The 12508-nt window shown below is 59.4% G+C and carries 12 protein-coding genes and 1 pseudogene; 6 read left to right on the forward strand and 7 right to left on the reverse strand.

From position 1 onward, the window contains the following. Window positions 1-23: 23 nt before the first annotated feature. Window positions 24-1190, reverse strand: a pseudogene (locus ABSL23_RS16170) (ISH3-like element ISH27-2 family transposase). Between the two features lie 4 nt (window positions 1191-1194). Beyond that, window positions 1195-1941: a hypothetical protein gene (locus tag ABSL23_RS16175; RefSeq protein ID WP_353635405.1), complete on the reverse strand. Its 747-nt coding sequence runs from the start codon at window positions 1939-1941 to the stop codon at window positions 1195-1197. Between the two features lie 505 nt (window positions 1942-2446). Between ABSL23_RS16175 and ABSL23_RS16180 the strand changes: the two genes are divergently transcribed. After that, a complete protein-coding gene (locus tag ABSL23_RS16180; RefSeq protein ID WP_353635406.1) occupies window positions 2447-3424 on the forward strand; it encodes a hypothetical protein in 978 nt (325 codons plus the stop codon). Window positions 3425-3440: 16 nt separating this feature from the next. Here ABSL23_RS16180 and ABSL23_RS16185 read toward each other — a convergent pair whose 3' ends face one another. Both ABSL23_RS16185 and ABSL23_RS16190 read right to left on the reverse strand, forming a co-directional pair. Continuing rightward, complete coding sequence (locus ABSL23_RS16185; RefSeq protein ID WP_353635407.1) at window positions 3441-3842, reverse strand: hypothetical protein; 402 nt, start codon at window positions 3840-3842, stop codon at window positions 3441-3443. 441 nt (window positions 3843-4283) lie between these two features. Next, on the reverse strand, window positions 4284-5252 hold the full coding sequence (locus tag ABSL23_RS16190; protein ID WP_353635408.1) for a hypothetical protein: 969 nt from the start codon (window positions 5250-5252) through the stop codon (window positions 4284-4286). A 392-nt stretch (window positions 5253-5644) separates the two neighbouring features. Here ABSL23_RS16190 and ABSL23_RS16195 point away from each other — a divergent pair, with 392 nt between their 5' ends. After that, entirely contained in the window at window positions 5645-6460 is an 816-nt protein-coding gene (locus ABSL23_RS16195) for a uracil-DNA glycosylase family protein (RefSeq protein WP_353635409.1), read from the forward strand. Window positions 6461-6515: 55 nt separating this feature from the next. Here the strand turns inward: ABSL23_RS16195 and ABSL23_RS16200 are convergent, their stop codons facing one another. Beyond that, entirely contained in the window at window positions 6516-7472 is a 957-nt protein-coding gene (locus ABSL23_RS16200; RefSeq protein WP_353635410.1) for a hypothetical protein, read from the reverse strand. 739 nt (window positions 7473-8211) lie between these two features. On the opposite strand from ABSL23_RS16200, the gene ABSL23_RS16205 reads away from it, so the two are divergent. Further along, window positions 8212-8601, forward strand: a complete 390-nt coding sequence (locus tag ABSL23_RS16205) for a hypothetical protein (protein ID WP_353635411.1) — start codon at window positions 8212-8214, stop codon at window positions 8599-8601. A 2-nt stretch (window positions 8602-8603) separates the two neighbouring features. Further along, complete coding sequence (locus tag ABSL23_RS16210) at window positions 8604-8933, forward strand: hypothetical protein (RefSeq protein ID WP_353635412.1); 330 nt, start codon at window positions 8604-8606, stop codon at window positions 8931-8933. Window positions 8934-9056: 123 nt separating this feature from the next. On the opposite strand, the gene ABSL23_RS16215 is transcribed toward ABSL23_RS16210, so the two are convergent. Then, complete coding sequence (locus ABSL23_RS16215; RefSeq protein ID WP_353635413.1) at window positions 9057-9863, reverse strand: hypothetical protein; 807 nt, start codon at window positions 9861-9863, stop codon at window positions 9057-9059. A gap of 302 nt (window positions 9864-10165) precedes the next feature. On the opposite strand from ABSL23_RS16215, the gene ABSL23_RS16220 reads away from it, so the two are divergent. Further along, a complete protein-coding gene (locus tag ABSL23_RS16220) occupies window positions 10166-11245 on the forward strand; it encodes a transcription initiation factor IIB family protein (RefSeq protein ID WP_353635414.1) in 1080 nt (359 codons plus the stop codon). A 194-nt stretch (window positions 11246-11439) separates the two neighbouring features. After that, entirely contained in the window at window positions 11440-12063 is a 624-nt protein-coding gene (locus ABSL23_RS16225; RefSeq protein ID WP_353635415.1) for a hypothetical protein, read from the forward strand. Between the two features lie 14 nt (window positions 12064-12077). Here ABSL23_RS16225 and ABSL23_RS16230 read toward each other — a convergent pair whose 3' ends face one another. After that, window positions 12078-12245: a DUF1931 domain-containing protein gene (locus ABSL23_RS16230; protein ID WP_353635416.1), complete on the reverse strand. Its 168-nt coding sequence runs from the start codon at window positions 12243-12245 to the stop codon at window positions 12078-12080. Between the last annotated feature and the right edge of the window lie 263 nt (window positions 12246-12508).

Here is a 12508-nt window from a genome sequence, read left to right on the forward strand (position 1 = left end):
GAGACGCCGTACTCGGTGGGTGACTACCGGTGGAACCGGTCGTCTGGTGGCCGGTTCGCGGGGACGGCCCGACGCACCGCGAGGGCCGTCCACGCGGCCCGTCAAACCATATTCACGAACTCCTTGTACGGCCACCACCAGAGGCGACGCCCGCCTCGGCGCGGCGTCGCCACGTATTCGTAGTGCAGATACCGCCACGTGTTCTGCAACAGCAGACTCACCACGACGTACAGCAGTCTCACCGTGGCCTCTCGCGTCGTTGTCGTCGCTATCGCTTGCTCAGACAACCGATAGCTCGACTCGATACCGAACCGTTTCGAGTAGTGGTATCGAGCGTCGCGTGGATTCTCGATGAACGGCGCGTCAGCGGCGTAGCCGTGACGCGCCACGCCGTGCTCGTCGTACCGTCCGTTCAGGTACGTACAGTCGATGTAGACGGGAAACTCGACGGTCCAGCTGTGACCGTCGAGTTTCCCCGTCAGATCGTGTTGGATGACGCGACTCCACCCTTCCGAGAGTTCCTGCTGAATCGCTTCACCCCACCGGATGATCGGGACAACGTAGGCGTAGTTGTGCGTCTGTAACAGCGTGAGACACTTGCTGTCGTAGAATCCGCGATCAGGGTAGACGGCCTTGACGTCGGTGTCAAGGCCGTCGAGGACACCGAGGAACTCAGCGAGGACGCTGCTGGCGGTGTCGCCGTCTTCGAGACGGCGCACCGCCAGCGTGTAGCGTTTGTTCTTCACACGCGCGTAGAGTGTGGCGTAGGCGTGGAATGCGGTGGTTCCACGCTTGGCTTCCGAGTGATAGAGGTTCTCCGTGTCGTCTTCATCACCGTAGTAGGGCCGCAGGTGGAGGTCTGCGCAGACCTCCACCTGCTCGGGGAGCAGTTCGACGATGTCTCGTCGAAGAAGCGTGTTAGCGACTCGTTCGAGCCGTTCGGGCTCGAACTTCGTCCGTAGATGATAGAGAACTGTGTTCGCCGATGGCGAGTCTTCACTGGAGTTGCACAGCGTCGAGATCGAGGTCCCGTCGGCGGTCGCGCCGACGAGGACCTCGTAGATGTCCTCTGCATCGATTTCAGCGTTGTTGGCGAGGTTGAGAGAAACTTCCTCGTCAAGGCAGTTGACGAGGAAGTTAAGGAGCTGGTCCTCGTGAATCTCACTGTCTGCTTGCTGGGTCGTAGACACACCTTCAGCAAGCAGACGTTCTAACTAAGCGGCTTTGTGATGTACTGATTCTCTCGATGTGGTCCGTGGGATTGGTGAGCGCATCCTCGATCGGCACGTCGACGTCTAGCGTAGCCGCGGCAACTTCGCGGAGCGTTGTCGGCACATCGTCTGTGTCCTCCTCATCGCTGGCTTCGCCCTCGTCGATGTCCTCCGCTTGAGCCTCCTCTGTATTTGTTTCAGGCTCACCGCCATCAGCGACCGACGGAGTCTCGTCATCACTGGCGTCTTCGGACTCCAGTATTTGGCTTTCCTGTTCTTGGAGATCCTCGAGGAAGCGGGAAAGCTCTTCTTCGAGAAGTGGAATCATATCCCGATTGCTCGGGTCGAAGAAGCCCTTATTCTTCCGTTCGTGTAGAATCAGCTGTCCACTACCACGCGAAACCTCAGCGACAACGTCAATCTCTTCAAGATGGTCAAGGACTGTGTCGACCCCATATTCAAGCCGGTCGCCGAGGGTGTCCTTCAGAGTACTCGTAGGAACCACGCGATCGTTGGTCTCGAAATACTCGTTCGCGTAGAGCCAGTTCGCGAACGCGATCATGCTCTCGCTGCTGGGAAGGTCTCCTTTCTCGTTGCGGATATACTGTTCGAGTCGGTCAGTGTCGTCGGAATCGCTGGTACTCATTGTGTAGTGTGGTGGGTTCTCGATCACTACGGGTGGCAGTTCCTCGGCGTGAGTCCGGGTACTGTTCGAGAAGCAGGCGTCCACGGCGCTGTGAGCGGGATCTCACCGGACAACGTCGCATTTCCAACGGCCTACTCTGATGTAGGTGCTGTCTGAACTTAATGGTTTTCCACCCTGTTCTTAGTGTTACTATTGTCTTATACACGAAGGGCATATTCCGAACTCCCGAAATAGGTGCGAGTAAGAGGTCTTTGTCGGAGATTCCTGACTGAAGCTCTCTCAGAATCGAATAGTTGTATCAGAATATTGTGATAGTCGTGTTTGTATAATCGATTCACTTCGTTTCTGGGCACTTTTCCTAGTTCCGATTTCCCCCCTGATTCCGGCGATACTGTACAAATAAGGCGCTAAACTCGGATTTCACAATCGGATTCCTCTCCGCTAGTAGATAGAGCGATTCCGATTATGATCGAGTGTGAACCCCCCACCCCAGAGAATACAAGTTTTATGCGGTCCTGTCACTCACTAATGTCGCCCTCCAGGTATCGGCGTTCTACAGGACTGTGGCACAGCTCGGACGAGACGAAGTGTGCTGGCCATCCAGCGGGAGGTCGTACCGATGCTCCGTGAACGGATCCCCCACTGGGAGACCGTTCCTGAGGCACTTCGCAAACGCGAGCAGTGGGTCTGTTGGCGGGCGGCTGATTCCAGTGACACAGTAGACGGAATTTGGGTCACACCGATCGATCCGGCGACCGGCGAGCGCGCAACCTTCGATGATGAGACTACGTGGAGCGGTTTCGAGGATGCATACGCCACGGCGACAGCGTCCGACTTGGACGTCGACGGACTCGCCTTCTATCCCACACGCAATGATCCATTCACTGCTGTCGAACTCACCGCTTGTCGTGACCCTGAGACTGGTGACCTCGATGACTGGGCCCAGACGGTGATCGAGACGCTTGATTCCTATACTGAAGTTACGTCCGACGGCCAGAGTATTCGGATTCTCGTTGCGGGACGGCCACCGAGCTGGACCTTCGGGGCGATCGATATCTGTGATGCGGAGTTCTATATCCCAATCACGGGCGAGTGGCTGTCGTCGACGCCGGCAACGATCACCGAGCGAACGACGAAACTCCGGGGTGTCTACAAGGCGTGGAAAGGAGCTGCTGACCCATCCGAAGCCGCGGCCACGCTGTCTGCCATTGATATCCAGGAATTCGGTGGACTGCCATCAGAGCCCGGTGTCGACGTTGATTTGAGTGACACTACAGTCATCGAACGGGCACAGTACGGGCCCGCTGGCAACGTCTTCCGGCGCCTGTGGAGCGGCAGTAGTGCAGGGTATGCGAGCCAAAGAGAGGCTGACGTCGCGTTCTGTAGCCAGCTTGCGTATTGGACTGGGGGCGATAGCGAGCAAATAGAACGGCTGGTTCGACAGTCGGATCGAAATCGAGCCGAGTGGGTGAGTCTTGTTTCGGAGGATACGTTGTACGACGAATGGATTATTGAACGAGCGCTTGCTCTGAGCGACGATTACTACGACCCTCGAGACGCATTATAAAGTGCTGTTTCGCCGATTACTCTTCTTCCTGTGTCTCTTTCTGTTGCTCAACACACCACCGGTAGAGTTCCTCTTTGAGATCCGTGGGCGTGTCGTCGAATATCATTCCTAACCGCCATCCCAGATTATGCCACGAGAGGCCCTCTAGTGCTCTTGGGCCAAATTCTTCGCCGTTTTCTGCTTTTGTCCAACCAGCCTTGAAAGATCCAAGTCGATCATTCCCAGGTTCAGGAAAGACTCGTTGGTCCTTATCCCAATCGTGTTTTAATCCGTCAAGCCGGTCACCGCTGTTAGTCCCTTCTAACTCTCTAACACCTGCAACGAACAAGCCTGCCCACGTCCTACCTTGTTCATTTTTTATCTCTCTCATTTTTTCGTGCTGGTCATCATCAAGCTCGAACCGTATCTCTCGCGCCATACCCATATATCTATTTCGAAACTACTTATGGGTTTTGACCCACTTTTAATTTAGTATAATTTCGTCAAAAGCCCCTGTAGAGGCTGATAATCGGTCTTAATTCCCTATCTACTATTGTTGAATATCCTATTCGCACGGGTCTCAAAATCACATATCAGAGAACCGCTCCTACGATCAATCCCACCCAGAGAGATCTATGTACTCGAGATGAACGTGTTCTAGTATTATGACTATTCCCGGTGTAGACTCTGTAAATCTCCTATTCCTCAGTAGTCAGGTGTTTACGCAGGTGTTTCAGATTGATTCTGTAGATTGAGTCCATTCAGACGGCTATGAATCGATGGTCTTCACCTGTGTAAATCCCCGCGATTATTGGGGGAATGAGGGTGGGTTACACTGTGAGAGGTGTCTAGGTGAGGTATGTTTGATTGGTGAGAGATATCAGGAGTGGGTGGTGGATGTCGGTGTCGCGAGGTGGGTGCGAGCGGCGTCGTCGTAGTGGCGGCCGTACCAGCCGGTGATCGTGTCGATCCGGTCGATGCCGGGACAGTGGTAGTCGGCGTCGGTGTGGCTCTGGTCGAGGTAGCGGTTGCCGACCTGGAGGCTGTAGTTCTCCGGCGTGTCGAACGGCGCGTTCGCGATCTTACAGTCGACGTTGCCGGATTCGTGGAGGCGGTTCAGCGTCTCGAAAGCAGTTTCTCGGTTCTCGAAGATCCAGAGGTGCTGTCGCTCCGGTCGCTCGGCGAAGGTCGCGAACTTCGATCGGGGCATCGCCCGGTCGTGGTGGTCAGTCAGCACTTCGGCTTCCCAGGTGGTACCGTCGAGTGCTGTACTCCGAACGTCCGGCTGGGCCTGCCCCTGTTCGCCGGGATACAGCTCGACGGAGCGTCCCTGCTGGCGCCAGACCGCGGCCACGACGGCGACGCCGGTGCGGTGGAGGAGCGATTCGTCCCAGTCGCCGACGAGGCCGGTGTCGGGCTCAAGCTGGTGCTGTGGGAAGTCGTCGGCGTCGAACAAGCCGGCGAAGAGCGTGTCCATCGCGGTTCGGGCGGTCCGGGTCGGTGTCCACCGAACCTTGCGCCGGAGGATGTACTGCTCCGTGAGCCACGGCTGTGACTCCTCGCTCTGGCCGTGGCGTCGGTCGTCGACGAGCGTCGGCGACGTCGCGGGGGCTTGCAGGTCGGTGAACGCAGCTTCGTATCGTTGCTCCCACTCCGCGTCGGAACAGCCGAGAAGCGTCTGGAGGTCCGGTGGACGGTGCCACCCGATGTGATAGCGCTGGTTGTCTCGCTCCAGCACGGCGCCGTTGTACCACTGCGCAATCGCCCAGAGAATATCGAGCGCCGGCGGGGACCAGTCCTTGAGGATGTCGTCAGCTCGCCTTCGAGCTTCTGGCGGTGCGTGATCCATCGGCTATCGCCTCTGCTACTCCTTTGCGCGCTGTGGTCTTCAAATTCCGTCCTGCCCGTGAGGCGAGCCAGGCCTGTACACCGGTCGTGACTGACATCGGGTCCTCGCTGGTTCCGCTTCTCAGATGGATCGCCGGCGACAAAGCTCCGGAACCGGTGGACTCCCGATTAACCAACACAGTTCGATTCGGGCTGTTCTGTTGGTTATTGTCAAGATGCAGTCTGCTCTTGTTATTGCCATAGTATATTCTATAGGAATACCTATAGCCCCGACTCTACAGGGATTCAGGTGAGATATCGGTTGCACAGCCCTCTAACCCGCTTGTTGCTGTCGTATCTTGTATCGTCACGCCCAAAGTCTCAACTGGAGAGCACGAGATCACTCACCCAGAAATGGATGAGACAACGGCTCGCGATCTTCTATCTCTGATTGACCAACCACCGCAGCCCGAGTTACAAACGTTACAGAAGTCAGCCATCGACGATATCGAGTCGGTCCTGTCACAGGCAGGCTTCCCCGTTCAAGCAGAGGTTTGCAGGCGTCTCTCATACACGTTCTACTACGACTGGGAAACTGACGATCCGGATTACGTGTTGCTGGTACAGGATCCGGGGAACCTCCACGAGCGACACCTCTCGGAACTGCGGCCCCACAATCCGCTTGCAGGCGACTGTTCCGCCCGCGATCAGATTAGTGTCTACCGGGCGTTCGGACAGAGTTGGTTGACTGGCCGCAACGCTGATTTCACCGAACGATTCTTTGAGACGCTTGCGCACCACGATCTCATCTCGCTCCCCAGTGGCTGGCACCAGTACGTCGCCTCTGGGCAGTTCTATCACGACTTCTACCTCGGTGATGTAGTGAAATACCGTGTCGATGGGTTTGGAACGAGCGAGGAACGTGTGTCGTATCACGCGCTGCTCGAGCGAGAACTCCAAGCGCTCGATCCGGAGGTGGTGTTCACCTTTGGCGGTAACGCGTGGCCGGCACTTCGCCGGCACACGTCACCGGAGCCCGTTGTAGAGACGGATGCCGATCCAGCTAGTGTGATGGACATTCACGGAACGCTGCATCGGATCAGCGATCCCGTCGATACCTACGTGCTTCCCTTAGCGCATATGAGTGGGCAAGTCTGGTGGCGGTTCCCACCCGACGAGTACATCGCCCGGCTCAGTACCGCACTCCAGGTCCTCCAGCAACACAAATAGTATCAACGCCAGATTTGGGTCGCCGGATTGTCGTGAGTTACCACGGCTTACCCGTTCATCCCTCTGTCGTCGTGAGGGCATCCCGTTGGACGACGAGTGTTGTCCAATACACGTCGCCTTGGTACCGAACCAGATACGTGCCGCTCAGGTCACCTTCACCCTCCTCGTCGAGCCCGTGGGCCTGTTCGTGTCCGCGAAACCGGTCTGCGAGCGCCACAAGCGCATCAGACGGCGTCTCATCGGGCCCGACAACGTACGGTCCGTCCGTGATCGCCGTCTCGACGATCTCTCGCTGGTCGTCTGGAAGGTCTGCAAGTTCGAACGTAAACCGCTCGCGCATCTGTTGGCCGTACTCGGGGGCCGGTGCCACTTGGTCAGCCTTGTAGCGATAGGTGTTCAGCGTCGTGTCGTACGCGTCGTCGACGACCCATTCGGCTTCGGTCCCGTCCTCCCAGGTGATGTACGAGTACTCCGACTCGGGGACAAGGACGGATTGTTCGCGCTCGGCGTCCGTATAGAGGAACGTCGTCCCGATTCCGATCGGGTCACCATCAGCGAGTCCGTGGGCAGCAAATTCCGCTTGATCAACTTCGGGGAGGTCAGCGAACTGGATAGCCTCTGCCTCGGTCACCGAGCCGGTGACGATATCCACCTTCACGGAGTACCTGGTGGCCGGCGTTTCCTCGATCACCTCGTACGCCAGCTCGTAGACGCCGTCTTGGTAGGCGATATGTTGTTGTTCGGGCAGTGGCGGCCGTGTCGCCTTCGTTGTCGTGCCACCGTCGAGAATCCGATCGAACAGTTGTGCCGTTTCGTCGTTGCCTTCAGCAGGGCGGACTGTATAGAGGACCTTCGTCGGGAGTTTCGCGTCGGCAATCGTCGTCAGTTCGAGGCGTGCTGTCGGGGCTTCTGCAGCGGCGTTGCTTCCACCCAACCCACCGGGACTGGTGCAGCCAGCGATTGCTGCGGGGAGGGACGTGGCGGCGGTCGCGAGGAGGGCACGGCGGCGCATAATCGTGATTCCACGGAGACGCTCGAAAAGCCTTGTGTCGGACAGACGAAGACAGCAATAGCTCCGGAAACAGTGGAGGGGGCAGACTATTAACCAACAAACTCTGTTCCTGATTCGGATTGTTGGTTAACAGCCCGTACTTGTCCACTGTCGAGTCTGGACTGTGAACAAGCCGTCCCCTCAGTATATCGAGGTGATGGGTTGTAGTACTGTCTACCTTGTACTGAAACCCCGTCGGGCAATTTTGAGTGGGTTCAACGCCTCGAATTCGCGGGAATCGGGGATCTCTTTCGGCATCTCCCGAGAAAGCACGGCCATCCAGCAAGGCGTTCTTGACACAGGGCTATTCGTATCCCTCATCAGTACTTCCCGAATTTACCCCGCTTACCCCGTGGTCGAGCAATTTTAGCGAAATAGTAGTGAGCCGGCAGCTCGTCGAGGTATTTTCTACCGCCTCAAATCGGCCCGACGAGGCTTTTCTGCGATTTGAGCGCGTTATCTCGCGTTGCATATCGCGGTTTTCGTCCAAAGAAAGAGGCGATATGCAATGTGCGAAGGCCGCCGGCTCTCTCCGGCCGAGGGGCCATCTCTGGGGTCTTGATTTCCGAAATGTATCAGTTTGAGCGGACAGTATCGTCTACCGAGTCACCGGGGCGATTGCCGTCCCAACGACCAGCCTGAGGTATCAGGTTTTGCCTCCTCGAGAGCCCTGTCTGTGGGTCCGTCTCATGGGTCCCTGATGTTGATGACCGCGGCGCGCATCCTGTCGGATATGGACTGTCCTGCGTGCGGTGGCTCGGTCACGCTCGAGGTCGGGCCGGACCGACCGCCGTCGACGTCACTGTCCGACGCGGTTCTCGATGCTGCTGAAGACGAGCGTCTCGACGTCGTCCGGACGTGCTGGGACTGTGGGTGGCAAGAGGAGCGCCGGCTCCGCATCGAGGCAATCGAGACGACCGCCGGCGATGCAGACGCAATCGAGCGAGCCCGCCTTCTGGAAGAGATTACCGATGAACTCGAAGCCATCGAGGCCCTCGGGACGCTGGAGGACACGCTGGCGGAGGTTCGTCGACAGCGACGGCTGGAGCCAGCGGCGGAAGACACGAACGAGGACGTGACGGAGGAGTAGTGATGACCGACTCTGGGCCCCTCTATGACGTTCGTGAGCGTACCGGGAACCCCGAGCATCCATCGGTTGATGACGTCGTCGACCTCGTTCTCGAGCGAGCAGAGAACCCACGAGCGGATCATCAAGACGCCCACCTGGACGAAGCGATGGCGACTGTCGTCGACAGATATAGCTCGGAGACTGTCCGAGCCGTTATCCAGCGCGTACTTGTCGACGCCTATCCGTTTCGAACTGCGACGGCAGACCTCGACGTCGACAACGTCGACGGCGTTCGAATCGGGACGGCGGCCGGCCAGTTCCTTGCAGAGTTGAACGCGCGACAGGACGATTGAAATTGATCCCTTCCGCAACGTCCGGGGTATGCTTCTGACAGTGGCGTTGGTTGTTAGCGAATCCTGTAGTGATTCCTATAGCCACGAATACGGCCAGCTACCGCGATATTCCCTGTCTTCGTCCTACAACAGGTATGGGGCATAGGGCCCGAAGGCGATGAGCAGCCCACTCAGTACGTGGGGCCACTCGTTCGACAGCTTCCAATTCTCGATCAGCAGATGCAGGTACCACATACCGACTACGAGCAGGAGGCCGGTCGTCTGGACAACGACGAACGGAAAAGGCTCGACCAGCTGGGGGATGACGACGTCAATCAGGAGGCCAGCGCCGACACCGACGCCGAGAATGATCAGGAGCGCCCGTTCCTTGCTCTGGAGTGTCTGCCGGCTTCGAAACGAGATGTCGCTCGTACTGTAGGCGAAGTGCGTAATCATCCCGGCGGCAACCCCCTTCAGTGCCATCACCAGCAACTGTCGGAGCTGCGTAAATCCGTCAAGCGACGCCAACAGTTGGTCCAGGGCCCGGACATCGACGAGCGCAACGAGGACGACGATGGAGCCAATCCCGAGCGGCCAGACGTGTTCGGGATCGATGTACTCACTGTCCGCAGCCCACGACATAATCGTATCATAGAGGCCAGACATTCGGGTGTCGATAGCCAGCCCGCAATTGTAAAGCATCATCGTCGAAAGCCCTCGGCCGCTCGACGCCCCGCGCCCCACGCTGCGCGCCTCGTTGTACTCGGTGCTTACGGGGTCGGGGGACGGTCGAGGCGGCCTCGCCCTTTCTGAGTCCACCAGGTAGTGGCCTGCTTCCTCATCGACGACATCGCCTGTCCGGTGTGTCTCGAACGGCTCGCGCCGCTCGCCACTGCCGCCCGCCGCGTCGCTCGCGACCGACCATTCCGGGCGTGCGGGCGCTCTCCGCACCGCCCGCGCCCGTTCCGGGCTAAAATGAATGTGCCCTCGACGCCAGCGGGAAAGCGCGGGGGGTTGCGCGGCGTCGCTGCTCACCCCCCACGCTTTCTCCGCTGGCCGCTCGCGCCGGGCGGGTCGGCGCGCGGCGCTGGTTGGGTCCCTCCGTGCGGGCGCGCTCTCGCTCGCGCCCACAGGGCGCTCGCGAAGGCGCGAGCGAGAGCGCGCAGACGGCTCTGTCGGTCGTGACGTCGAGGAAACCCCGTGCTGGAACACGGGGAGTCGGGCGCTGTGGTGAGCGCCTTCGGGAAACTGCAATGACGAGTAACAACGCGAGCGAAAAGACGGTTTCGGACGTACAGAGTACGACCACCGAGGAACGCGGTCACGAGCCGGCGGTCGAACACGAGCCGTCGGGGCGGTCGGCCTGTCCCGAGTGTGAGGGCCAGGTGATCACCGAAGACGAGCAGTCGTTCTGCACGGACTGTGGGCTGATCGTCGCCGACGAGTGGGTTGACCTGAGCCCAACGCTGAACGACCTGGGCCTGGTCGGAGACGCCGACCAGAGCATCGAGACGGTGGACCCGCTGCGGACGGACAAGGGCCTGCACACGAAGATCGGGAGGAACACCGACGGTCGCGGTAATCCCCTGAGCAACGAGCAGTGGGAGAAGGTCCAGCGCCTCCGGAAGTGGCACAAGCGGATGCAGTTCGGCGAGAAGCGCAAGCGAACGAAGCGGCTCAACGAGGGGCTGCGGGACGTCGAGATGATCGGCGGCAACCTGAACTTGCCGGACCACGTCGTCAAGATGGCGGCACAGTTCCTCCGGAGCGCCTCGGAGGCACGGCTGCCGGGCGGGCGGATGGCCTGGGAGGCACTCGCCGGCGGCGCCGTCCTGTTGGCCGCGCGGGCCTCATCGGTCGACCGGGACGAGATCGACGTCGCGGTCGCGACGCACACCAAAGCGCCCCACGAGCGAGTGTGCGCTGCGGCGCGGAAGATCCGGTGTGAATGCGGGTTCGACGCGCCGCTCATCAGGCCCAACGCCGTGATGGCGGTCGTCGACGCGCTCGATGACGACGCCATCCCCGGGGCGCGAGCCGTGCGGACGTGGCGACTGGCTCAACACCTGATGAAACTCGGCGATCAGGTGCCGGTCGGGCCGGGAACGCCACGGTGCACCGTCGCGGCGTCAGCGCTGTACGCGGCGGATCGGCTGCTCTCGCGCAAGCATCTCACCCAGGAGCAGGTCGCCGTGGCGGCGAGCACGATTGTGCCGACGTCCCGAAACCGGATCGCGCGGTACAGTCGGGAGCTCGTCGACGCCTACGAAGCCGAACACGGCACTGACGACCCGGGTGTCGGCCTCGAGGCGGAACGGGACACCCTGCGCTGAGCGGGGCACTCCCCCGTTTTATTGGCGACCACCGCCCGTGGACGCCCCGCCGCCCCACCCACCGCTCCGTGCTCGCTCCCTGCGGTCGCTGCGCGCGCAGCCACAACCTCACTAACACCTGTATAGAGTCTCATCAACGTGGATAGCGACGGTGTGTGGTTTGTCGAATCCAAGAGGGGCGGAGTGAGAGACGAATGAACGCTGTCCCATCGTACGCGGTCGATAGAGAGACCGCAGCGACCCTCCGAGAATGGTTGTTCGAGCACGCTGTCGAGAAACACGGCGAGTCCGAGATCTCCGAGCCACTCGCCGAACTGGCGGCTGCCATCGACGGCGTGCTCTACGAGCAGGCAGAGGCCGTCGAACTCGGTGCATGGGCACGGGCGGGTCCTCTGGGCCACCGAGATGCGTCACACGTCGACGGGAGGCCAGTCGATGAATCCCGATCAGATGACGCACGCGAACCAGCTGGGCCTGATGCTCTCGATATGGGTATCAGCAAGCCAGATCGCATCTACGACACGCTTCCCGATTCGGCCTGGCGGCTCGATCACGAGCAGTCTAGGACGAACCGGGAGCGATCCTCGACAGCAACGCCTCACGGCAAGACGACACCGGCAGCGAACTCCCGGATACGACGGCAACACCACCGTCCGTCAATCCGGTATCGAACCGTGTACGAGTGTTCCGTGTGCGGGAACGTTCGTGAGTTAGAAACCTCGCTTCGCGTCTGTGCGTTCGTCGATGAGTGTCCCAGCTGCGGAGTAGTCGCCCGCTTTACTGTAGGCGGGATTCCCACGCCGCTCAGAAAGGACTGATCGCAACGCGTCGGTTACAGATCGTGTGGCTGGACCGTCTTTCGGTCGTTGGCCTCAGCTCGTCGTGCAGCGTCGTCAAGCAGCTCGGCGGCTTCGTCGTCCAGTGCCTCATAGAAGTCTGCGGAGACGTTGGTGTCGTCGAGTGCGTCCTTCACAGCCGATTTGACAATCAGGTCTGCCATACGCTTCTCGTTTCAGCTACCTAGCTCAAAGTGTAGTGGCTCGGTCACGATATCGACTGTGAGTGTTTGCAAACCAGCTCCATACTCCCACTATCCAAGTTTGCGGGTTTAGTTCGGTTATCCCCGTTCTACTCGTATTTTTATGTGGGATGAACGCGAGGGTCAAGACATGTCTGCGGGAGACACTCTTCAAACGGTTGATTTTGACAGGGAATTCTGGCTTGACGTCGAAGTTCCCGCAAATCTCATCGAGGACAATTGGA

The sequence above is a fragment of the Halobacterium sp. NMX12-1 genome (genome assembly GCF_040435975.1).
In the GTDB taxonomy this organism is placed as follows: Archaea; Halobacteriota; Halobacteria; order Halobacteriales; family Halobacteriaceae; genus Halobacterium; species Halobacterium hubeiense.

Coding starts and splice junctions, on each gene's coding strand:
- ABSL23_RS16220 (WP_353635414.1), top strand. CDS start 10,166: ATGACGAGTAACAACGCGAGCGAAAAGACGGTTTCGGACGTACAGAGT.
- ABSL23_RS16195 (WP_353635409.1), top strand. CDS start 5,645: ATGGATGAGACAACGGCTCGCGATCTTCTATCTCTGATTGACCAACCA.
- ABSL23_RS16205 (WP_353635411.1), top strand. CDS start 8,212: ATGTTGATGACCGCGGCGCGCATCCTGTCGGATATGGACTGTCCTGCG.
- ABSL23_RS16225 (WP_353635415.1), top strand. CDS start 11,440: ATGAACGCTGTCCCATCGTACGCGGTCGATAGAGAGACCGCAGCGACC.
- ABSL23_RS16185 (WP_353635407.1), bottom strand. CDS start 3,842: ATGGCGCGAGAGATACGGTTCGAGCTTGATGATGACCAGCACGAAAAA.
- ABSL23_RS16210 (WP_353635412.1), top strand. CDS start 8,604: ATGACCGACTCTGGGCCCCTCTATGACGTTCGTGAGCGTACCGGGAAC.
- ABSL23_RS16190 (WP_353635408.1), bottom strand. CDS start 5,252: ATGGATCACGCACCGCCAGAAGCTCGAAGGCGAGCTGACGACATCCTC.
- ABSL23_RS16230 (WP_353635416.1), bottom strand. CDS start 12,245: ATGGCAGACCTGATTGTCAAATCGGCTGTGAAGGACGCACTCGACGAC.
- ABSL23_RS16200 (WP_353635410.1), bottom strand. CDS start 7,472: ATGCGCCGCCGTGCCCTCCTCGCGACCGCCGCCACGTCCCTCCCCGCA.